Source organism: Serratia sp. FGI94 (assembly GCF_000330865.1).
Lineage (GTDB): Bacteria > Pseudomonadota > Gammaproteobacteria > Enterobacterales > Enterobacteriaceae > Serratia_B > Serratia_B rubidaea.
This window is the reverse complement of sequence record NC_020064.1, coordinates 4738791-4758307: the sequence shown is the minus strand read 5'-3', so window position 1 is coordinate 4758307 and position 19517 is coordinate 4738791. Positions and strand designations below refer to the sequence as shown.

General features: G+C 59.6%; 21 protein-coding genes. 11 read left to right on the top strand and 10 right to left on the bottom strand.

Going from position 1 to position 19517, the window contains the following annotated elements; genetic code table 11:
- Positions 1–16 precede the first annotated feature (16 nt).
- From D781_RS21745 to D781_RS21730, 4 genes are read left to right on the top strand one after another with little or no spacing between them, the layout of a single operon-like run.
- Entirely contained in the window at positions 17–2557 is a 2541-nt protein-coding gene (locus tag D781_RS21745; RefSeq protein ID WP_015962374.1) for a DUF2169 domain-containing protein, read from the top strand.
- Positions 2554–3624 (top strand): pentapeptide repeat-containing protein, encoded by a 1071-nt coding sequence (locus D781_RS21740; RefSeq protein WP_015962373.1) that lies wholly within the window; start codon positions 2554–2556, stop codon positions 3622–3624. Before D781_RS21745 ends, D781_RS21740 begins: the two co-directional genes overlap by 4 nt.
- 9 nt (positions 3625–3633) lie before the next feature.
- Positions 3634–4239 (top strand): DUF3540 domain-containing protein, encoded by a 606-nt coding sequence (locus tag D781_RS21735; RefSeq protein WP_015962372.1) that lies wholly within the window; start codon positions 3634–3636, stop codon positions 4237–4239.
- Positions 4240–4249: 10 nt separating this feature from the next.
- Positions 4250–4642 (top strand): DUF4150 domain-containing protein, encoded by a 393-nt coding sequence (locus tag D781_RS21730; protein ID WP_015962371.1) that lies wholly within the window; start codon positions 4250–4252, stop codon positions 4640–4642.
- 78 nt (positions 4643–4720) lie between these two features.
- Here D781_RS21730 and D781_RS21725 read toward each other — a convergent pair whose 3' ends face one another.
- Positions 4721–5584, bottom strand: a complete 864-nt coding sequence (locus D781_RS21725) for a YicC/YloC family endoribonuclease (protein ID WP_015962370.1) — start codon at positions 5582–5584, stop codon at positions 4721–4723.
- 183 nt (positions 5585–5767) lie between these two features.
- Between D781_RS21725 and rph the strand changes: the two genes are divergently transcribed.
- Both rph and pyrE read left to right on the top strand, forming a co-directional pair.
- Positions 5768–6484, top strand: coding sequence for a ribonuclease PH (rph, locus tag D781_RS21720; protein WP_015962369.1), 717 nt, complete (start codon positions 5768–5770; stop codon positions 6482–6484).
- A gap of 85 nt (positions 6485–6569) precedes the next feature.
- Positions 6570–7211 carry an orotate phosphoribosyltransferase gene (gene pyrE, locus D781_RS21715; protein ID WP_015962368.1) on the top strand — a complete coding sequence of 214 codons (642 nt, stop codon included), beginning with the start codon at positions 6570–6572 and terminating at the stop codon, positions 7209–7211.
- A gap of 170 nt (positions 7212–7381) precedes the next feature.
- Here pyrE and slmA read toward each other — a convergent pair whose 3' ends face one another.
- The 3 genes from slmA to coaBC all read right to left on the bottom strand — a co-directional run bounded on the left by slmA (position 7382) and on the right by coaBC (position 9913).
- Positions 7382–7978, bottom strand: a complete 597-nt coding sequence (gene slmA, locus D781_RS21710) for a nucleoid occlusion factor SlmA (RefSeq protein ID WP_015962367.1) — start codon at positions 7976–7978, stop codon at positions 7382–7384.
- Between the two features lie 284 nt (positions 7979–8262).
- Entirely contained in the window at positions 8263–8721 is a 459-nt protein-coding gene (dut, locus tag D781_RS21705; RefSeq protein WP_015962366.1) for a dUTP diphosphatase, read from the bottom strand.
- Positions 8699–9913, bottom strand: coding sequence for a bifunctional phosphopantothenoylcysteine decarboxylase/phosphopantothenate--cysteine ligase CoaBC (coaBC, locus tag D781_RS21700; protein ID WP_015962365.1), 1215 nt, complete (start codon positions 9911–9913; stop codon positions 8699–8701). Before coaBC ends, dut begins: the two co-directional genes overlap by 23 nt.
- 183 nt (positions 9914–10096) lie before the next feature.
- Here coaBC and radC point away from each other — a divergent pair, with 183 nt between their 5' ends.
- The 4 genes from radC to mutM all read left to right on the top strand — a co-directional run bounded on the left by radC (position 10097) and on the right by mutM (position 12441).
- Entirely contained in the window at positions 10097–10780 is a 684-nt protein-coding gene (gene radC, locus D781_RS21695; protein ID WP_015962364.1) for a DNA repair protein RadC, read from the top strand.
- A 263-nt stretch (positions 10781–11043) separates the two neighbouring features.
- On the top strand, positions 11044–11280 hold the full coding sequence (gene rpmB / locus D781_RS23135; protein ID WP_015962363.1) for a 50S ribosomal protein L28: 237 nt from the start codon (positions 11044–11046) through the stop codon (positions 11278–11280).
- A 16-nt stretch (positions 11281–11296) separates the two neighbouring features.
- Entirely contained in the window at positions 11297–11464 is a 168-nt protein-coding gene (gene rpmG / locus D781_RS21690; protein ID WP_002442576.1) for a 50S ribosomal protein L33, read from the top strand.
- A 167-nt stretch (positions 11465–11631) separates the two neighbouring features.
- Positions 11632–12441, top strand: a complete 810-nt coding sequence (mutM, locus tag D781_RS21685) for a bifunctional DNA-formamidopyrimidine glycosylase/DNA-(apurinic or apyrimidinic site) lyase (RefSeq protein WP_041412263.1) — start codon at positions 11632–11634, stop codon at positions 12439–12441.
- Positions 12442–12444: 3 nt separating this feature from the next.
- On the opposite strand, the gene coaD is transcribed toward mutM, so the two are convergent.
- The 3 genes from coaD to waaA are packed head-to-tail and all read right to left on the bottom strand — an operon-like array spanning position 12445 to position 14984.
- Entirely contained in the window at positions 12445–12930 is a 486-nt protein-coding gene (gene coaD / locus D781_RS21680; RefSeq protein ID WP_015962361.1) for a pantetheine-phosphate adenylyltransferase, read from the bottom strand.
- Positions 12931–12933: 3 nt separating this feature from the next.
- Complete coding sequence (locus tag D781_RS21675; protein WP_015962360.1) at positions 12934–13707, bottom strand: glycosyltransferase family 2 protein; 774 nt, start codon at positions 13705–13707, stop codon at positions 12934–12936.
- Positions 13707–14984: a lipid IV(A) 3-deoxy-D-manno-octulosonic acid transferase gene (gene waaA / locus D781_RS21670; protein WP_015962359.1), complete on the bottom strand. Its 1278-nt coding sequence runs from the start codon at positions 14982–14984 to the stop codon at positions 13707–13709. Before waaA ends, D781_RS21675 begins: the two co-directional genes overlap by 1 nt.
- 125 nt (positions 14985–15109) lie before the next feature.
- Here waaA and D781_RS21665 point away from each other — a divergent pair, with 125 nt between their 5' ends.
- Entirely contained in the window at positions 15110–16126 is a 1017-nt protein-coding gene (locus tag D781_RS21665) for a glycosyltransferase family 9 protein (protein WP_015962358.1), read from the top strand.
- A 37-nt stretch (positions 16127–16163) separates the two neighbouring features.
- Here D781_RS21665 and D781_RS21660 read toward each other — a convergent pair whose 3' ends face one another.
- The 3 genes from D781_RS21660 to rfaQ are packed head-to-tail and all read right to left on the bottom strand — an operon-like array spanning position 16164 to position 19473.
- Positions 16164–17270: a glycosyltransferase gene (locus D781_RS21660; protein WP_015962357.1), complete on the bottom strand. Its 1107-nt coding sequence runs from the start codon at positions 17268–17270 to the stop codon at positions 16164–16166.
- Positions 17267–18397 carry a glycosyltransferase family 4 protein gene (locus tag D781_RS21655; protein WP_015962356.1) on the bottom strand — a complete coding sequence of 377 codons (1131 nt, stop codon included), beginning with the start codon at positions 18395–18397 and terminating at the stop codon, positions 17267–17269. Before D781_RS21655 ends, D781_RS21660 begins: the two co-directional genes overlap by 4 nt.
- Positions 18394–19473 carry a putative lipopolysaccharide heptosyltransferase III gene (gene rfaQ / locus D781_RS21650; protein WP_015962355.1) on the bottom strand — a complete coding sequence of 360 codons (1080 nt, stop codon included), beginning with the start codon at positions 19471–19473 and terminating at the stop codon, positions 18394–18396. Before rfaQ ends, D781_RS21655 begins: the two co-directional genes overlap by 4 nt.
- Between the last annotated feature and the right edge of the window lie 44 nt (positions 19474–19517).

The following is a 19517-nucleotide window of genomic DNA, read 5'->3' as shown; positions in this document are numbered from 1 at the left end:
ATGGTAAAACCCTCCGATGAAAATTATCAAACCCCTGCGCCTTAGCGTATTAAATCGCCCTTATCGCTGGCAGGGCCATAACCACCTTGGCGTTTCGGTGATGGCGCTGGCGGATATGGGGGAGGCGCCGCAGCTGCGGCCGGAAGTCGAGCTGTGGCAGCTGGCAGCCAGCGAGCTGCAGACCAGCGGCGGGGTGATTGATATGGCGATCCCCAAAGCCCGGGCGGAATTTCTGGCCACGGGTTATGCCTACAGCCATCACCAGTCGGATAAAACCGCCGTTGCGGCGCGTATCGAGATCGAAGGTCTGAGCAAAACCCTGGCGGTATATGGCGATCGCTACTGGTCCGGAGACCGGGCAACGCCGCCGCAGCCCTTTGAACAGATGCGTCTGGACTGGAGCCGCGCCTGGGGCGGTGAAGGGCATGAGGAAAACCCCCACGGCGTTGGCCTGCATCCGGTGGCGGTCGGCGGCTATCAGCTGCGCCCGTTGCCCAATATCGAATCGATGCATGAGCGCATCACCTCTGCCGGTCAGCAGCCGGAACCGGCGGGTTTTGGCGCGCTGGATCTGCTGTGGCCGCGACGCTTTAAGCGCATGGGTAAAAAATATGATGCCCGCTGGCTGAAGCAGGATTTCCCCGGCTTTGCCCGGGATATCGACTGGCGGGTGTTTAACGCCGCCTCGCCCGATCAATGGTGGCAAGAGCGTGATGCGCTGCCTCCGCAGGCGCGTTGGCGCATCTGGAATATGCATCCGGAACGGCCGCTGCAGGAGGGCACGCTGCCGCCGTGGCAGGCCCGCTGCTTTATCAACCGTCAGCGCGGCGATGAAACGCTGTTCGAAGAAATCGCGCTGCGCGCCACCACCGTCTGGTTCTTCCCGCATCTGCAGCAGATGATCCTTATTTGGCAGGGCAACACCCGCATCAACGAAGATGACGCTGCCGATGTGTTGCAGCTGATGCCTGCGTTGGAGGGCGTCGGCGCGGCCCGTTCGACCAGCCACTATCGCAAGGTGCTGAGCCAGCGGATGGATAAAGAGCGCGGCGCGCTGTTTGCCTTCCGGGAAAAGGACCTGGTGCCGGAAGCGGCCATTGGTCCTTGGATCGACAGCGAAATAGAACAAAGCTCCAGCCCGATGCGCGACAATATGAAAAATCGCGCCAATCTGTTGCGTGAACAGCATCGGGCACGGCTGGAGGCTCAGGGCGACAGCGTCGATGACCTGCTGCCGGCGTTTGAAGAGCCGGAGATCCCGCCGCTGGATGAACTGCCGGCGTTTATCGACAAGCTGGAGCAGCAGGCGGAAGCGCAGCGTCTCGATGCCGAGGAACGCAAGCGCGAGATGGAGGCCCGCTTCCCCGAGTCCGCAGAGGATGAAAACGCCCCTCGGGGACCGGAAACGATGCAGCGTATGCAGGATATGCTGCACCAGAATAAGGACGCCCTGAGCGAGAAGAAGCTGGCGCAGAGCCAGGCGGCGCTGCACCAGATGTACCTGATGTCGGTACAGAGCCAGCCGCCGGCCCGGCGTCTGAAGGGCGACCTGGCGCAGATCATCCGCAGCCGCGTGCAGCGCACCCTGGAACAGGGGGGCGATTTCAGCGGTATGGATCTGACCGGCGCGGACCTTTCCGGTATGGATTTGCGCGGCGCCAACTTCAGCCAGGCGCTGCTGGAGTGTGCCGATCTCAGCCACAGCCGGCTGGATGGCGCCTGTTTGCGCGAGGCGATGCTGGCGCGCTGCGAACTACACCACAGCTCGCTGCGGGAATGCGATCTGGAGGGCGCCAGCCTGGCGCTGGCCCAGTGCTGCCACAGCGATTTCAGCGGCGCGCGCTTTAAAGAGACCCAGCTGCAGCAGACGCTGTTCGACGACTGTATCTTTGACGATGCCGTGCTGGATGGCCTGCTGCTGCGCGAGACCTGGCTGACCCGCTGCCGTTTCCGGCGGGCGCGGCTGGATAGCTGCATCTTTATGGAGCTGACGCTGCCGGCGGCCGATTTCAGTTCGGCCCGGCTGCATAAAACCACCTTTATGAAAACTACGCTGGAGGCGGCCAGCTTCAGTGGCGCCAGCCTTGAAAGCTGTTCCTGGGTGGAGAGCCACGCCGAGCAGGCGCGGTTTGACGGCGCGACGCTGGTGACCTGCGCCGCGGCCTCGGAGAGCGTGCTGAACGGCGCCGATTTTAGCAACGCCACCCTGAAGCAGTGCAACCTGCGTCAGACGCCGCTGCGCGGCGCCCGCTTCACGCTGGCGAAGCTGGAAAACAGCGACCTCAGCGAAGCCTGCTGCCAGGGGGCCGATTTTACCCGGGCAAATCTGGTCGGCAGCCTGTTTGTGCGCAGCGACTTCCGGCAGGCCAATTTCAGCGATGCCAACCTGATGGGGGCCATCTTGCAAAAGAGCCTGTTGGGCGGCGCCCGTTTTAACGGCGCCAATCTGTTCCGGGCCGACCTTTCGCAGGCCATTACCGACGATGCAACCAGCCTGAACGGCGCCTGGACCAAACGGGTTAAAACGTTGCCAGGCCGTGACGGAGAAACAGTATGACCAATCTTGGCGCAGCGGATCTGCAGCAGCGGGTGAAGGGCGGTGAAGCAATTAGCGAGCTGGTGTTGGATGGGCTGGACCTGCGCAACTGCGACCTGTCTGGCGGCATCTTTCAGGAAGTCTCGTTAAACGGTGTCGATCTGCGCGGCGCCAACCTGCATGAAGCGGTGTTCACCGAATGCGAGCTGAACGACGTGCAGGCCGACGGGGCGCAGCTGACGCAGACGGTGTTTAACCAGTGCGCCATGGCGAACCTCCGGGCCGCCAATACGGCGCTGCGCGAGTGCGTCTTTAACGATTGCGAGCTGACGGCCAGCGATTTTTCTGACGGTCAGCTTGATACCACCCAGTTTATGCGCTGCAAGCTGCAGCAAAGCCGTTTTAGCCGCAGCGCGCTGGATCGCAGCACCTTCTTTGAAACGCCGCTTGATAAGGCGCAGTTTGCCGAGTGCCGCCTGCAGATGACTACGTTTTACGGCATTGATTTACGCGCGGTCGATCTCGGCGGCGCCAGCTTTGAACGGGTGGTGTTTTTTGAATGCGATCAGCGTAATAAAAGCTATGCCCGCCAGCAGTTTACCGGCTGCCAGTTTACTGATAACCGCCTTGACGAGGCGGACTTCAGCGGCGCGCAGCTGACCCAGTGCAATTTTAAAGGTGCTTCGCTGCAGCGGGCGAACCTGCGTCAGGTCGATGCCCGTCAGGCGCTGTTTATGGAGGCCGATCTGAGCGGCGCCCAGTGCCAGGGCAGCCAGTTCGATCAGGCGATCATGGTCAATGCGCTGCTGAGCGGCGCCGACTTCAGCCAGAGCCGGCTGTTTCAGAGCATTTTGCAGCAGGCCGTCGCGGTGGCGACCCGTTTCCGCTTCTGCGATCTGACCTATAGCGATTTTTCCGGCGCTGACCTGCGTCAGGCAGATTTTACCGACGTCCGTTTTTCCCGCACCCGCTTTCACCGTGCCCGTCAGGACGGCGCGCATATCCCGAATCGCAAAGGGATGCTGGAATACGATGAAGAATTACTGGCCGCCGAAGCCTGGAGCGCTCAGCGCCAAAGCCGCGGTTAAGGAGAGGTGATGAACAATATCAATCATAAACTGGCTCAGGCGGCGCTGCCGCCGCTGCAGGCCGCAGGCCGGGTAACCCACTGTTTTGCCGACGGCAGCCTGATGGTGGAGTGTGAAGGCCGCGGCTGGCACTGCCGCCGGGCGGCGAGCTGCCTGATTGCCCCGGCGGTCGGGGACAGCGTGCTGATCGCCGGGGCGGCGGACAAGGCGTGGCTGCTGGCGGTGCTGGAACGGGCCGATGAAGGCAGCGCTGAGCTGTCGCTGCCGGGGGATCTGCACATCCGCAGCGCCGGAGAACTGAGCCTGAGCGGCGCCACCCTGAAGGTGGCGGCGCAGCAAGGGGACTGCCACATCGGCGAGATGAACTACAGTGGCGATAAGCTTTCCGCCTGGGTCAGCCTGACCCGTATGGTGGGCAAACGCGCCGAGTCGGTATGGCAGACGGTGACCCAGGTCAGCCAGAACCTGTTTCGCCATACCCGCAATACCGAGCAGGTGCGCGCCGGACAGGTGGATATCCGCGCCGATGATTACGCACGTCTGCACGCGCACAACACGGTGATTACCTCTAAAGCGATCACCAAAGTCGATTCAGAACAGATTCATATGGGCTAAGGAGGCCGCGATGTTTGCCAACTGCCAACTGATGGGCGTCGATCTGGCCTTTCCGGACGTGTGCCTGACCCCGATGCCTGCGCCGACGCCGATCCCCTATCCGGATATCGCCATGGGGCCGACGGCGATCCCCAACGCGCTGAACATTCTGTTTATGGGCATGCCGGCGCACAATATGGCGACGGTAACGCCGCTGACCAACGGCGATAACGCGGGCGTCGCCACCGGCGTGGCGTCCGGTACGGTGATGGGGCCGTCGCGCCACCTTACCGGCGCATTTACCGTATTGCTCAAGGGCACGCCGGCCACCCGGCTGACCAGCGTCAGCCTGCAGAACTCCACCAATACGGTGGGGATGCGTATTGTGCCCAGCCAGTTTAAGGTGTTGATGTTGGCACCATAAGGCGCGGCATAAAAAAACGGCTTCCGCTCTGCGGAAGCCGTGATAGCGTTGGTCGGCGGTAGGCCAGCCAGTGTGCGATTACTCGATGTTTTGAATCTGCTCGCGCATTTGCTCGATCAGCACCTTCAGCTCAATCGCGGAGGTGGTGACGTCGGCATTGATGGATTTGGAGGCCAGCGTGTTTGATTCGCGGTTGAACTCCTGCATCATAAAGTCGAGACGACGGCCAACGGCCTCTTTTTTCTTCAGGATATTGCGCGTTTCTTTTACGTGCGCCTCCAGGCGGTCCAGCTCTTCGGCCACGTCGATACGCTGCGCCATTAGCACCAGTTCCTGTTCAAGACGGGTGTTTTCCAGCTGTACCTGTGCTTCTTCCAGCTTGCTCACCAGACGCTCGCGCTGCCATTGCAGAATATTCGGCATCTGCGCGCGCACCTTGACCACTTCTTCACCGACGGCGTCCAGACGCTGTTCGATCAGCGCTTTCAGCGCGGTGCCTTCGCTTTCCCGCGCGGCGATAAAGTCATCCAGCGCGCCGTCCAGCGCCTGCAGCAGCTGGGCGCTGATGGCGTCCAGATCCTGCTCCTGCGCGGACATCACGCCCGGCCAGCGCAGCACGTCGATTGGGTTGATTTCCCCTTCGTCGCTTTGCATTTTCACCCAGTTGGCGGCTTCCACCAGCTGCTTGGCCAGCTTTTCGTTCAGGATCAGCGAGCTTTGCGCGCTCGGGTCCAGCTCAAAGCGCAGGTTGCACTCCACTTTACCGCGCGTCAGGCGGCCGCGGATGCGTTCGCGAATCACCGGCTCCAGGCTGCGGAACTGCTCCGGTAGGCGGATATAGGTTTCCAGGTAACGTTGGTTAACGGAACGCAGCTCCCAAGCTGCGCTGCCCCATTCACCCTTGATTTCACGCCGGGCGTAGGCGGTCATGCTGCGGATCATTGTGCGTACCCGAATTAAGAAATGATGGTTCGATTATAGCGTTGCCGCCGCAGGCAAGATAGGCATAACGTCACGATGCGGCAAGATCGCCGCGTCGCGCGCTTATCGCGTCGCGTTGCTGCAACCGGCGATATTTTGGGTATAATGCGCAGCCAATGATGATTTAACGTCGGAGAAAGCCCCATGCGTCCAGCTGGCAGAGCACCACAACAAGTTCGCCCCCTGACACTCACCCGTCACTACACGAAACACGCTGAAGGTTCAGTGCTGGTTGAGTTTGGCGATACCAAAGTTCTGTGCACCGCCACGGTTGAAGATGGCGTACCGCGCTTTCTGAAGGGCCAGGGGCAAGGCTGGATCACCGCAGAATACGGCATGCTGCCGCGTTCGACCCACAGCCGCAACGCCCGCGAAGCGGCGAAGGGCAAGCAGGGCGGACGCACGCTGGAGATTCAGCGTCTGATCGCCCGCTCGCTGCGTGCGGCGGTCGATCTGAAAAAGCTGGGTGAGTTCACCATCACGCTCGACTGCGACGTCCTGCAGGCGGACGGCGGCACCCGCACCGCCTCCATCACCGGCGCCTGCGTGGCGCTGGCCGACGCGCTTAATGCGCTGGTCGCCGCCGGCAAGCTGAAGGCTAACCCGATGAAGGGCATGGTGGCCGCCGTTTCCGTCGGCATCGTGGACGGTGAGCCGGTCTGCGATCTGGAGTATGTGGAAGATTCCGCGGCGGAAACCGATATGAACGTGGTGATGATGGAAGATGGCCGCATGATCGAGGTACAGGGCACCGCAGAAGGCGAGCCGTTCAGCCATGACGAACTGCTGGCGTTGCTGGCGTTGGCCCGAGGGGGCATCGACACTATTTTCCAGGCGCAGAAAGCGGCGCTGGCAGAATAATTTTTAAGGCGACTGAGAAGTCGCCTTTTTTACGCCCGGCGATCGGGCGCAGTATCAATCAGTATCAAGACGAGGAGAAGCAGTGATGAAAGCCTACCAGCGCCAGTTTATCGAGTTTGCGCTTAACAAGCAGGTATTGAAATTCGGCGAGTTCACCCTGAAATCCGGCCGTACCAGCCCATATTTCTTCAACGCCGGCCTGTTCAATACCGGGCGCGACCTTGCGCTGCTGGGGCGTTTTTATGCTGAAGCGCTGGTAGATGCCGGCATTGACTTCGATTTGCTGTTCGGCCCGGCGTATAAAGGCATTCCGATCGCCACCACCACCGCCGTCGCGCTGGCCGAACATCACGACCGCGACGTGCCTTACTGCTTCAACCGTAAAGAGGCGAAAACCCACGGTGAAGGCGGCTCGCTGGTCGGCAGCCCGCTGCAGGGTCGCGTAATGCTGGTGGATGATGTCATCACCGCCGGTACCGCAATTCGTGAATCCATGGAGATTATCAACGCCAGCGGCGCCAGCCTGGCCGGCGTGCTGATTTCCCTCGACCGTCAGGAGCGCGGCCGCGGCGAGGTATCAGCGATTCAGGAAGTCGAGCGCGATTATCACTGCAAGGTCATCTCTATCGTCACGTTGCAGGATCTGATTGCCTATCTGGCGGAAAAACCGGAAATGGCGGAGCATCTGGCGGCGGTGCGCGCCTACCGCGAGCAGTACGGCATCTAATTTGCGCGACTGACGGATATATACCCTAAATAATTTGAGTTGCAGAAAGGCGGCAAGGGAAGGAATCCGATGAGCTTACTTAGGTAAGTGATTCGGGTGACTGAGCGCAGCCAACACATCTGCAACTGGAAGTATGACGGGTATCAACGCCGGGCATGCCCGGCGTTGTCTTATTGCAGCTGTGCCGCCAACAGCGGCCAGCGTCCTTCAAACTCTTCCGTCGGGCGGTAGCGGAATTCGGAGCGCACATAGCGTGACAGCATGCCCTCGCAGAATGCCAGCAGCTGGCTGGCCAGCATGGTTTCATCCACGATAAAGCCTTTGCCTTCCCGCAGTTTGCGTTCCTTCAACACCTGGCGCAGCTGCGCTTCGATGCGTTCAAACAGCTGGTTAATCCGGCCCTGCAGGCGATCCTGTTCAAACATCAGCGCGTGGCCGGTCATAATCCGCGTTAATCCCGGGTTGCGCTCGGCAAAGCTGAGGACGAGCAGCAGAATCAGCCGCAGGCGGCTGAAGGTCTCTTTTTCATCCTGCAGGATCAGGTTGATACGCGTGATCAGGCTGTCTTCGATAAACTCGATCAGGCTGTCGAACATCCGCGTCTTGCTGGGAAAATGCCGGTACAGCGCGGCTTCAGAGACACCGACATTCGCAGCCAGTTTTGCCGTGGTGATGCGCTGGCTGCCGTCGCTGGATTCCAGCATCTGGGCTAACGCCTGCAGTATCTCCTCGCGCCGATTCCTTTTGGTATTTTCTTTTTCTGCCATGTCTGATAAGACCCTTGCTAAAACGGCTTGGACTTTGGAAACCCGGCACCGGCCGCGCCAGACGCTATTCTGTGCGGCTTATGTGATAGCTTTTTTACGGTGTGGGGTCAGCGGTCTTTATGACCGGTTTTCTTCGCATTGCCTGGCCTGTGGCGGTGATATGTCCCATGGTGTGGGCACTCAACGCTGCCGGCTGCCGGGAACCCCGTCGCTGAGCTCTCCATAGCCTGCGGCGGACGAGGTTTCAGGCGGCTTCCGTGCCGGCCATCCTAATGCGGTCGTGCTTATTGGCGACCCGAGTGGCCGAAGCCGCCTTCGCCGCGTTCGCTGCTGTCGAACTCTTCGACCAGGTTGAATTCAGCCTGCACTACCGGTACGAAGACCATCTGTGCGATACGTTCGCCCGGCTCGATGGTGAACGCCTTTTGTCCGCGGTTCCACACGGACACCATCAGCTGCCCCTGATAGTCGGAGTCAATCAGGCCGACCAGGTTGCCCAGCACGACGCCGTGCTTATGGCCAAGGCCGGAGCGCGGCAGGATCACCGCCGCCAGATTGGCGTCAGCGATGTGAATGGCCAGACCGGTCGGCAGCAGGGTGGTTTCCCCCGGCGCCAGCTCAACCGCGGCGTCCAGGCAGGCGCGCAGATCGAGGCCTGCAGAACCCGGCGTGGCGTAAGTCGGTAATGGAAAATCCTGACCGATACGCGGGTCGAGAATCTTAACGTCGATTTTTTTCATCATAACGGCTGACTATCTCGTCTATTAAACGTTGGCCAAGGAGAGCTTTATCGCTAAGCGCCAGGCGCTTTTCCCCATCCTGCCAAAAAAGGTGTAAGGCATTGGTATCACTGTTGAAACCCTGCCCTGCAAGCGATACATCGTTGGCGCAGATTACATCCAGTTTCTTGCGCGCCAGTTTTTGTCGCGCGTATTCTTCCACATTCTGGGTTTCGGCAGCAAACCCAACGACAAACGGTCGATTTTTGTTCATGGCGGCAACGCCGGCGACGATGTCGGGGTTTTTTACCATCTTGATGGTGATCTCATCACCCTGTTTTTTAATTTTTTCATCGGCCACCAGCGCAGGGCGGTAATCCGCCACGGCGGCGCAGGAGACAAAAATATCCTGCTGAGCCGCCTGCTGCTGCACGGCCCGCTCCATCTCCAGCGCGCTGATGACGTCGATGCGCGTCACCGACGGCGGGGTCGGCAGATCCACCGGCCCGGCGATCAGCGTGACCTGCGCGCCGCGCGCCGCGGCGGCGGTGGCGATGGCAAAGCCCATTTTGCCCGAGCTGTGGTTGCTGATAAAGCGCACCGGGTCCAGCGCCTCACGCGTCGGGCCGGCGGTGACCATCAGCTTCAGGTGCGTGAGGTCCTGCGGCGTTGAGAAGTGGCGGTTCGCCAGATCGACCAGCTCCAGCGGATCAAGCATCCGGCCCGGGCCGACGTCGCCGCAGGCCTGGCTGCCGCTGTCCGGCCCCCACATCAGCATGCCGCGCGCCTGCAGGGTGCGCAGGTTGGCCTGCGTCGCCGCGGCGCGGTACATCTGTTGGTTCATCGCCGGCGCGGCGGCGATGGGGGCGGCCGTCGCCAGGCACAGGGTGGTGAGCAGGTCGTTGGCCATGCCGGCGGCGACGCGCGCCAGCAAATCTGCCGTTGCCGGCGCCAGAATCACCAGATCGGCCCACTTGCCCAGCTCGATATGGCCCATGGCGGCCTCTGCGGCGGGATCCAGCAGATCGTCCGACACCGGATAGCCGGAAACCGCCTGCAGCGTCAGCGGGGTAATGAACGACTGCGCAGCCTGGGTCATCACTACGCGTACTTCGGCGCCTCTGTCGCGCAGGCGGCGCACCAGCTCCGGGCATTTATACGCCGCGATGCCGCCGCTGATGCCCAGTACGATATGTTTGCCGGAAAGTCCCGTCATCGTCATTGTCCGATTGAAAACCGAAAGATGCGCCATTTTAGCATACTCGCCGCGCGGATGAGCGTTTCTGCATAACCTGGTGGTCGTTACATTGAGCTTTGCGCAGTACATCGCAAGCTTATCAGGCCGCCGTCGTTAACCCCCGCCCCGCATGGCATGATGTCTGCGCAGGGAGGACGAATCATGAATAATCAAAGTCTGGCGCCGTGGCCGGGAGAGCTGGCGCCCAGGGAAAAGTTGCTGCGTGACGGCGCGGCGGCGCTGTCGGATGTTGAACTGCTGGCGATTTTTTTGCGGACCGGGTTTCCCGGCGTGCACGTGATGTCGCGTGCGGAACAGCTGCTGCGGCAGTTTGGCTCGCTGCATCGGCTGGTGTCGGCGGATTATGCCCAGCTGTGTGCTCAGAAGGGCGTGGGGGATGCCACCTACAGCCAGCTGAGCGCCACGTCAGAGCTGGCGTTTCGCTGCTTTTCCGGCCGCTTGACGCAGGAGGACGCGCTGCTGAATCCGCAGGTTACCCGCAACTATCTGCAAAGCCTGCTGACGCATCGCGAGCGGGAGGTCTTTTTGGTGCTGCTGCTGGATAACCAGCATCGGGTCATCCGCCATCAGGAAATGTTTGCGGGCAGCATCAGCAGCGTGGTGGTTCACCCGCGGGAAATTGTGCGCGAGGCCTTGAAGGCGAACGCCGCCGCCATTATTCTGGCGCATAATCATCCTTCGGGGCGGGCCGAACCCAGTCAGGCGGACCGCCAAATTACCGAGCAAATCGTCAGCGCCTGCCAATTATTGGAGATCCGGGTGCTCGATCATCTGGTTATCGGCAGGGGGGAATGCGTCTCTTTTGCCGAGCGCGGCTGGCTTTAGGAAAAAATTTCGCGATCCTTGAGGGATCTTTAGCTGTTCGGGACTTGAGCACTTACGCTTCAGAGCGTATACTACGCCACCTTTGAGAATCTTGGGTTTGGCGTTAAGAGCCTATCTCAGCAGGTTTCTGACCTGATGTGTGGTTTCTGACCTGATGACGAGAGTCTCCTCAGTATGAAGTTTGCTGAGATGGGCTCTAAAGCCTGACGAGGCGGCCATACCCTATACGAAGCTCGAGCTGATTTGATTTTTGGAGAATAGACATGTCCCGAGTCTGCCAAGTTACTGGCAAGCGCCCGGTGAGCGGTAACAACCGTTCCCACGCAATGAACGCGACCAAACGCCGTTTTCTGCCAAACCTGCACTCACACCGTTTTTGGGTTGAGGCTGAGAAGCGCTTTGTAACTCTGCGTGTATCTGCTAAAGGTATGCGTATTATCGATAAGAAGGGTATTGAGACGGTTCTGGCCGATCTGCGTGCCCGTGGTGAGAAGTATTAAGGAAAGGAACTGAATCATGGCTAAAGGTGTTCGCGAGAAGATCAAGCTGGTTTCTTCTGCTGGTACTGGTCACTTCTATACCACCACGAAGAACAAGCGTACTAAGCCGGAAAAACTGGAACTGAAGAAATTCGATCCAGTTGTCCGTCAGCACGTAGTCTACAAAGAAGCTAAAATTAAGTAATTCTTAGTTTAGTGGATTAAGTAAAACCCGGCTTCGGCCGGGTTTTTTGCTTTTTGCCCGCCGTACCCGGCCGTGCATCACCGTTGTTCCGCCACGGGGATTCACAGCGCCGCCGCCAGGCAGTAATCTGGACGTTGTAGGGCAACCGAATGCGAGAGGAGCGCGCCGTGCCAGAATTACCAGAAGTTGAAACCAGTCGCCGCGGTATTGAACCGTATCTTGTCGGACACAGCATCCAGTACGCCGTGGTGCGCAATGCGCGTCTGCGCTGGCCGGTCTCCGAACAGATCCTGGCGTTGAGCGACCGGCCGGTGCGCAGCGTCCAGCGCCGCGCCAAATACCTGCTGATTGAACTGGATGCCGGCTGGATTATCGTCCACCTCGGCATGTCGGGCAGCCTGCGCATGCTGGCGGAAGAGAGCGAGGCCGGTAAGCATGACCACGTCGACCTGGTGATGAGCAACGGCATGATTCTGCGCTATACCGACCCACGCCGTTTTGGCGCCTGGCTTTGGTGTGAGGACCCGGCAACCAGCAACGTGCTGGCCCATCTGGGGCCGGAGCCGCTGAGCGAGGCGTTTGACGGCCGGTATCTGTTTGATCGGTCGCGCAATAAGCGTACGCTGATTAAGCCCTGGCTGATGGATAACAAGCTGGTGGTGGGCGTGGGGAATATCTATGCCAGTGAGTCGCTGTTTACCGCCGGGATCCTGCCGGACCGCCCTGCGGGATCGTTGAGCCTGCCGGAGGCCGAGCTGCTGGCGACAACGATTAAGGCCGTGCTGCAGCGCTCGATCGAACAGGGCGGCACCACGCTGCGCGATTTTCTGCAGTCGGACGGAAAACCGGGGTATTTTGCGCAGGAACTGCAGGTCTACGGACGCGCCGGCGAACCTTGCCGGGTCTGCGGCACGCCGATTGAGAGCGCGAAGCACGGGCAGCGCAGCACCTTCTTCTGCCGCCGCTGCCAGCATTAAGCGTTAGCTGGACGCCAGCTTTTCCAGCAGCGCCTTGGTGACGACATCCGGCAGGAACGGCGAGATGTCGCCGCCGTGGCGCGCCACCTCTTTCACCAGCGAAGAGGAGATAAACGACCACTCTTCCGACGGCATCAGAAAAACGCTTTCCAGGGTGGGCATCAGGTGGCGGTTCATATTGGCCAACTGCAGTTCATATTCGAAATCCGACACCGCCCGCAGCCCGCGCACCAGGATATTGGCGTTTTGATGCTGGGCAAAGTGCGCCATCAGCTCGCTGAAGCCCAGAACTTCTACGTTATCCAGATGCGCCGTTACCTGCGTCGCCAGTTCGACGCGCTCATCCAGCGTAAACAGCGGCTTTTTGCTCGGGCTGGCGGCAATGGCCAGAATCACGCGATCGAACATCCTTGACGCCCGGGTCACCAAATCCAGGTGGCCGTTGGTCATGGGGTCAAACGTTCCGGGGTAGATGGCTTTGCTGGTCATGATTTACTTCTCTGAATAGTTGCGGCCCAACGCCCACAGTGCGGCGTACTTATTAAAGGTATATTGCGCGTTGACCACGGCTAACAGCAACCCCTGTTTACCGTCGAGAAAGCCGGCGCGCAGCAGCCAGGTCTTGCAGAAGGCGCCAAGCGTGTGGGTGAGGATGGAGAAGTAACCGCAGCGCTTGCCGGCGGTATGGCGCTGCGTCGCCCATTCCTGCGCGTAATGAAGCTGCTTGCGCTGAAAGGCAAAGAAGTCGCGGCAGGTCAGATGCAGCAGATCGCCCTGTAGCGGCACGATGCGCGCGCCGAGCGTATTGAGCGACTCGTGCACCAGATCGTCGTTGTAGCGGTAGCGTTCACGCGCGTACAGGCGGTTGACGCGGTCCGGATACCAGCCGCTATGGCGCATGAAACGGCCAAGAAACAGGTTGCGTCGTCCCAGGCTGTAAACCCGATCGTCATCCGCGGCGCTGAGCACCTGCTCGATGGCGCGACGCAGCTCCGACGTTACGCGTTCGTCGGCGTCGATCATCAACACGTAATCGCAGCCGGCGTAGCTTTGCGCCAGCTGGCGCTGTTTGCCGAAGCCCTGCCAGTTGCGGTTGACGAAGACTTTTGCGCCCAGTTTTTCGGCAATGGCCACCGTATCATCCTGGCTGCCGGAGTCCAGCACGATGATTTCATCCGCCCAGCTGACCGACTGCAGGCAATCCGGCAGCAGCTCGGCTTCGTTTTTGGCGATCATCACGACCGACAGGCTTTTGCGGTTTTCCATCAGTGGCTCCGGGGCGGCAGATAAGGCTCCAGCAGGTGCAGCAGGCGCTGCAGCGCGCCCTGGTTCTGATACAGCACTTCAACGGCGTGGCGGCCGTAGTAACGGCGATAATCCTCATCGGTCAGCAGCGTCTCCACTTCTTTGACCAGCGAGTCGGTATCGGTGACGGTAATCAGCCCTTCGGCCTGAGAGAGCTTGCCGCAGATATCCTTAAAGTTAAAGGTATGCGGGCCCATCAGTACCGGAATGGCGTGCGCCGCGGCTTCCAGCGGGTTATGCCCGCCGCGTTCCACCAGGCTGCCGCCGACGAAGGCCAGATCGGCAATGCCGTACAGCAGCATCAGTTCGCCCATGGTATCGCCGATCACCACCTGGGTGCTGCTGGAGGGAATTTCGCCGCTGCTGCGGGTGGTGTAGCTGAAGCCGGCCTTTTGCGTTAACTCTTTGGCGGTCTGGAAGCGTTCCGGGTGGCGAGGCACCAGGATCAGCAGCAGGTCAGGGTGCTTTTCCAGCAGCTTACGGTGCGCCGCCAGCAAAATGGTTTCTTCCCCTTCATGCGTGCTGGTGGCGATCCACACCGGACGCCGCGGCGCCCACTGGCGGCGCAGCGTCACCGCCCGGGCAGCCAGCTCCGGGGTAACGGAAATATCGAACTTCAGGCTGCCGGTAACGGTTAACTGGGAACGCTTCAGCCCCAGTTCGATAAAGCGGTCGCCGTCTTCCTGGTTCTGCGCGGCGATAAGCGTAATGCGGCGCAGCATATCGCGCATAAAGCCGCCGATTTTTTTATAGCCGGCGGCAGAGCGGGCGGAAAGGCGCGCATTGGCGATCACCAGCGGGATCTGGCGCTGATGCAGCGCGTTGATCATGTTCGGCCACAGTTCAGTTTCCATGATGATGACCAGCTTCGGATTAACCTGATCAAGGAAGCGGTGCATGGAGCCGGGCAGATCGTAAGGGAGGTAGACGTGGTGCACATCTTTGCCGAAGGCGGACTGGACACGCTCTGAACCTGTCGGGGTCATTGTGGTCACAGTAATCGGTAAAGAGGGGTAACGGTGGCGCAGGGCGCGCACCAAAGGAATGGCGGCGAGCGTTTCGCCGACGGAAACGGAATGCAGCATGATGCCGCCGGGAACCACTTTCCCGGCGCAGAAGCCATAGCGTTCAGCCCAGCGCTTGCGGTAGGCCGGCGCTTTGCGGCTGCGCAGTAATAAGCGAAGCCAGATCAGGGGCTGAATGAGGTAGAGGAGTACCTGATATAAACGCAGCAACATTCTATCAATTTCATTTTTATGGGTTATTCGGAATAGTACCATAATCGGCAGGGAAAGGCGCTAATTTGGTGGCTTCGGGCACCAGTTTCAGACAACAGACGGGTGGTTTCGTCGATAGGGTTGATATGAAAAATATTTTAATTATTCGCCGCGATAACATTGGCGATCTTGTTTGCACCCTCCCTTTGATTGAAGGCGTAAAAATTGCGTATCCAGATGCCAAGCTCTATTTGTTAATTAATAAAATCAGCCAGGACGTCGTAGAAAATAACCCGCATATTGAGAAGGTTTTTGTCTATAAAAAGGCAAAGCACAAGGCGAAGCATGAAACGACGCTGGGCGTTTATTTCGAGCGCCTGATGATATTCCTGCAGCTGCGGAAGATAAAATTTGACGCAGCGATTCTGGCAAATCCCGTTCCCTGCAAATACAGTCTGCGGCTGGCGAAAATGGCGGGCGTCAAACATATTATCGGCGCCGACCTCGGTTCATCGGAAATAACCCGCGCGTTCAAACCGCAAGATTTTCACGGCAAACATCAGGTGGAACATACCTTTAGCTATTTGTCGGCGATCACCGATCGACAAATCGCCATTCCCCCGGTGCGGGCTTACTTAAGCGCGTCAGAGCGGCAGCAGGCGCAGCAGCGTATACAAACCGCCTTGCCGCAGGCGGAGCGCATTTATGCGGTGCATATCAGCAGCCGCATGGCTAACCGGCGCTGGCCGCTGGAGCGCTACGCCGAGATTATTCGCCGTTTGACCGATGATCCGCGCAATGGGGTACTGATATTTTGGTCGCCGCAGGGCACGCTGGCGCCGGATGATATCGGCGATCGGCAGCGCGCTCAGCAGCTGCTGGAGCAGTGTGGCAATGCGCGCGTCGCGCTCTACCCGACGGCGTCGGTGCGTGAGCTGCTGGCGGCGTTTGAGCGCTGCCACCTGGTGCTGTGCAGCGACGGCGGGCAGATGCATCTGGCCGCTGCGGTAAACAGCACGCAGGTGGTGTTCTTCGGTGATACCGACAAGGAATCCTGGCACCCGTGGTCGGGTAAGTACGCGATTTTGCAAACGGCGTCGGGCGAGTGCGCCGACGTAACGGTCGATGAGGTGTGGCAGCAGATCGGCGCGTTGACGGCGTAGGCTTCTCGGCTGCCGGCGAGGCAGCCGAGCGTTCTGGCTACGGGCGTTTTACCAACGAGAGATACTTGTCGATAATATGCTCGTAGTCGAATTTACGATACATCGCCGGGACGATCTCGGGGGGAGTCTCCCACGCCAACCGTAATTTCTCTGCAAGGGATTGCGCGCTCATTGCGGACATATAAGGGGCTAATTCGCCGTTCATGATTTCAGCCACGCCGCCGGGGCTTTGCGTGCTGACGATCGGCGTATGGCAAATCAATGCTTCGATCAGTACCGTTGGTAGCCCTTCGCTATCGGAACTGAGCGCTACAATTTTTGCGCCCTTGATGGCTGGCAGCGGATTTTGCTGGAAGCCGGCAAGGATCACCTTATCCTGTAGCTGCAACGCCGCTATCTTCGCCGTAATCGCCTGTGTGACAGACTCTTCTCCCTGGCCGATAAGCACCAGTTTGCCCGGCAATTGGGCAAGTGCAAACGCCTCTAATAACCGGTCGTGACGTTTAACCTGGTGAAAACGACCGACATGCAGGATGTAGTCTTCACCGGCGAAGGGATTGACCGCGGCTGCGCGCCGTTCGATCTCTGGAATATCGAACGGGTTATAAATGGTGATGAGCTGCGCGGGCTTGATACCCATCTGCTGAACCACATCTTCACCTACCGCATCGGATACGGTGATGAGTTGACGATTCTTATAGACATGCTGCATTTTTCGCCGTTTGAGCCAGCGGCTCAGGCCGGTTTTATTGCCCAGATACGAACGTGAAAACATGCCGTGAATGCAATGCCAGACGTTATTGGATCGCAGTATTTTGGAACGAACGACAATACGGTCGGTTTTATGCAGGTTGGAGATGACCAGTGTCGGTTGGCCGACGCGGGCGAAAAGCTCGCTGAGCACGGCATCAAGCGAGGCTGCACGTCTGGATAGCTCGGTCAGTTTGCGTAACGGGCCGGTTCCGCGGTCTGCATCAACGATAAAATCAATGCCCGCAGGGATTTCATAATCGCGCTTATTGCTTAATGACAGCAGGGTGACGTGATAGCCACGCTGCTGAACGCCTTTGGCGAGGGCTAGAGTAACGTTTTCAGCGCCGCCGCCCGGTAGCCCGTCGATAATAAACAGAATATGTTCTTTCATGATGGCAACACGCTCTGATACAGCGAAACCAGTTGTTCGGACAGGCGCGCCGGCGTTGCCGGCATAATGCGCTGCCGGGCCGCTGCGCCCATGGATGAACCCAGCGCCTGTCGCGGTAAGTCGCGCACTGCAGCGGTTAACGCCGCGACGTCCAGCGCATCGCTGACAAAACCGTTTTGGCCGGCGGTGATAAACTCGGCGCCGCCGCATGTGGTGCTGGTGATCACCGGCAGACCACATGACATGGCTTCCAGAATAACGTTGGGGAACGGATCGTACAGCGTAGGCAGCAGTAGCCCGTCGGCGGCCTGATAGAAAGGCAGCGTCTGTTTCTGCACGCCCATAAAGCGGATGCGGTCGCCGCAGCCTAGCGATTGGGCCAGCGCGCGATAGCGTTTTTCCGCCTTGTCTTTACCCACCACCAGCAGATAACTGTCGGTGGCCGCGACGGCGCGAATCGCCGCCGCCAGCCCTTTGCGCTCAAAGCCGGAGCCGACGAAGATCAGGCAGTGGGCCTGCTGCGGGATCTGGTATTGCTGGCGTAGCAGATGCCGCTGCGCGTCGTCGGCGGGCAGGAATTTCTGGTTATCGATGGCGTTGTAAATCACCCTGATTTTATCGGCGGCGACGCCGAAATCGTCGATGATTTCCTGTTTAATCATTTCTGCGTTGCAGATCACCGCCTTCAGTTCGGGGGCGGCGTACATCGCCCGTTCGGCGCACATCACGTAGCGGTGGTAACGGTTGGAGAACAGCCATTTACGCCGCCATTCCGGCAGCAGGCGCGCACGCTGCAACAGCCAGCGGCGGTGCACGCCGTCGCCGGCCCGGTAAATATCGCAGCCGGCGATGCGTTCGTGACTTTGCACCAGATCGAACCGTTCCTGCTGCCACAGCGCGCGCGCCGCCTCGGCAAAGCCGCGCTCGCGGCTGATGCGGCCGAGTTTAAACGGATTACACAGGTGAATATGCCAATTGGGGTTGGCGTCTCCTTGCCATTCGCGGGTAATGACGTTGAGTTCGAGGTCCTGTTGCTCCAACGCTTCTAAGGCGCGGGAAACAAAACGCTCAGCCCCGCCGTCCGGGCGGTATTTTTGACGAACGATCGCCAAACGCAATGCGGTCATGAAAGCTGGCTCCGCGCGGCAGTGATGACCGCGTCTGTAGGAATAAGGTTAAGGTAACGCTCATCGGTACCGGTGTTCACCGCATCCGGGTCGGGCAGTGGCCCGTAGTCTCCGGCCCAGATAACCTGGCCGATAACCTGCCATGGGCGCCAGAACGTCAGCTTGGACGGGCCAAACAGCGCGATGCAGGGGGTTTTCAACGCGGCGGCCATATGCATGGGCACGGAGTCTACGCCGATAAATAGCCCGGCGTGATCGATGATCGCCGCCAGTTGCCGCAGGGTGAGCTGACCCGCCAGCGACACCACGCCCTGTTGGGGGCAGTGCGCCAGAATGTTTTCCACCATTTTCCGCTCTTTCTCATCGGGGCCGGAGGTAATGACCACGATATGGCCATCGCTTTGCAAGGCGGTGATGAGCGCGGCCATTTTCTCTTCGCTCCAGCATTTAAAGAACCAGCGGGAGGTGGGTTGAACGACAATATAGTCATTCTGTACGCCGCGCTGCTGCAGCAGCGCTTCGGCGGCCTGCCAGTCCTGAACGGCATAGCTCATGGTGACCTGCGTATCGCTGAGCTTCAGACCGAGCGGCTGCAGCAACGAGAGGTTCTGCTCCACCGTATGCAAGGCGTCATGGCCCTCGACGGAGGCGAGCTGGGTATGGCAGTGGCGCCAGAGAAAGCCGCGGCGTTTGGGGAAATCAAAACCCAAACGGATGCGCGCGCCGGTCAGGCGCGTAATCAGCGCGCTGCGCCACTGGTCGGCGAGGTTCACCACCAGATCGTAATGCTGCGCCTGCAGCCGGCGGATCAGGCGCCATTCGTGGTCGAGATGCGCCTTGGCACCCTGTTTTTTCCATTGGCGGTCAATGGCGAATATCCGTGACACCGCTGGATTGCTGGCTAACATATCCTGCGTTTCCTGGTACAGCAGCACGTCTATCTGCGCCTGCGGATAGTTTGCTTTTAGCGTATTGATGACCGGCGTGGTCAGCAGCATATCGCCGTGGTGGCGCAGCTTAATAACTAAAATACGCTGTACAGATGTTGCTGGGATCGGTGCTGACGCGTCGTTCATCGTGATTCGCTATCTGGGAAACCAGCGAATGATTCTAAATGACC

Excerpts from the sequence above, each read along its gene's own strand:
- D781_RS21745 (WP_015962374.1), top strand. The coding sequence starts at position 17 with ATGAAAATTATCAAACCCCTGCGCCTTAGCGTATTAAATCGCCCTTAT.
- D781_RS21740 (WP_015962373.1), top strand. The coding sequence starts at position 2,554 with ATGACCAATCTTGGCGCAGCGGATCTGCAGCAGCGGGTGAAGGGCGGT.
- D781_RS21735 (WP_015962372.1), top strand. The coding sequence starts at position 3,634 with ATGAACAATATCAATCATAAACTGGCTCAGGCGGCGCTGCCGCCGCTG.
- D781_RS21730 (WP_015962371.1), top strand. The coding sequence starts at position 4,250 with ATGTTTGCCAACTGCCAACTGATGGGCGTCGATCTGGCCTTTCCGGAC.
- D781_RS21725 (WP_015962370.1), bottom strand. The coding sequence starts at position 5,584 with ATGATCCGCAGCATGACCGCCTACGCCCGGCGTGAAATCAAGGGTGAA.
- rph (WP_015962369.1), top strand. The coding sequence starts at position 5,768 with ATGCGTCCAGCTGGCAGAGCACCACAACAAGTTCGCCCCCTGACACTC.
- pyrE (WP_015962368.1), top strand. The coding sequence starts at position 6,570 with ATGAAAGCCTACCAGCGCCAGTTTATCGAGTTTGCGCTTAACAAGCAG.
- slmA (WP_015962367.1), bottom strand. The coding sequence starts at position 7,978 with ATGGCAGAAAAAGAAAATACCAAAAGGAATCGGCGCGAGGAGATACTG.
- dut (WP_015962366.1), bottom strand. The coding sequence starts at position 8,721 with ATGATGAAAAAAATCGACGTTAAGATTCTCGACCCGCGTATCGGTCAG.
- coaBC (WP_015962365.1), bottom strand. The coding sequence starts at position 9,913 with ATGACGGGACTTTCCGGCAAACATATCGTACTGGGCATCAGCGGCGGC.
- radC (WP_015962364.1), top strand. The coding sequence starts at position 10,097 with ATGAATAATCAAAGTCTGGCGCCGTGGCCGGGAGAGCTGGCGCCCAGG.
- rpmB (WP_015962363.1), top strand. The coding sequence starts at position 11,044 with ATGTCCCGAGTCTGCCAAGTTACTGGCAAGCGCCCGGTGAGCGGTAAC.
- rpmG (WP_002442576.1), top strand. The coding sequence starts at position 11,297 with ATGGCTAAAGGTGTTCGCGAGAAGATCAAGCTGGTTTCTTCTGCTGGT.
- coaD (WP_015962361.1), bottom strand. The coding sequence starts at position 12,930 with ATGACCAGCAAAGCCATCTACCCCGGAACGTTTGACCCCATGACCAAC.
- D781_RS21675 (WP_015962360.1), bottom strand. The coding sequence starts at position 13,707 with ATGGAAAACCGCAAAAGCCTGTCGGTCGTGATGATCGCCAAAAACGAA.
- waaA (WP_015962359.1), bottom strand. The coding sequence starts at position 14,984 with ATGTTGCTGCGTTTATATCAGGTACTCCTCTACCTCATTCAGCCCCTG.
- D781_RS21665 (WP_015962358.1), top strand. The coding sequence starts at position 15,110 with ATGAAAAATATTTTAATTATTCGCCGCGATAACATTGGCGATCTTGTT.
- D781_RS21660 (WP_015962357.1), bottom strand. The coding sequence starts at position 17,270 with ATGAAAGAACATATTCTGTTTATTATCGACGGGCTACCGGGCGGCGGC.
- D781_RS21655 (WP_015962356.1), bottom strand. The coding sequence starts at position 18,397 with ATGACCGCATTGCGTTTGGCGATCGTTCGTCAAAAATACCGCCCGGAC.
- rfaQ (WP_015962355.1), bottom strand. The coding sequence starts at position 19,473 with ATGAACGACGCGTCAGCACCGATCCCAGCAACATCTGTACAGCGTATT.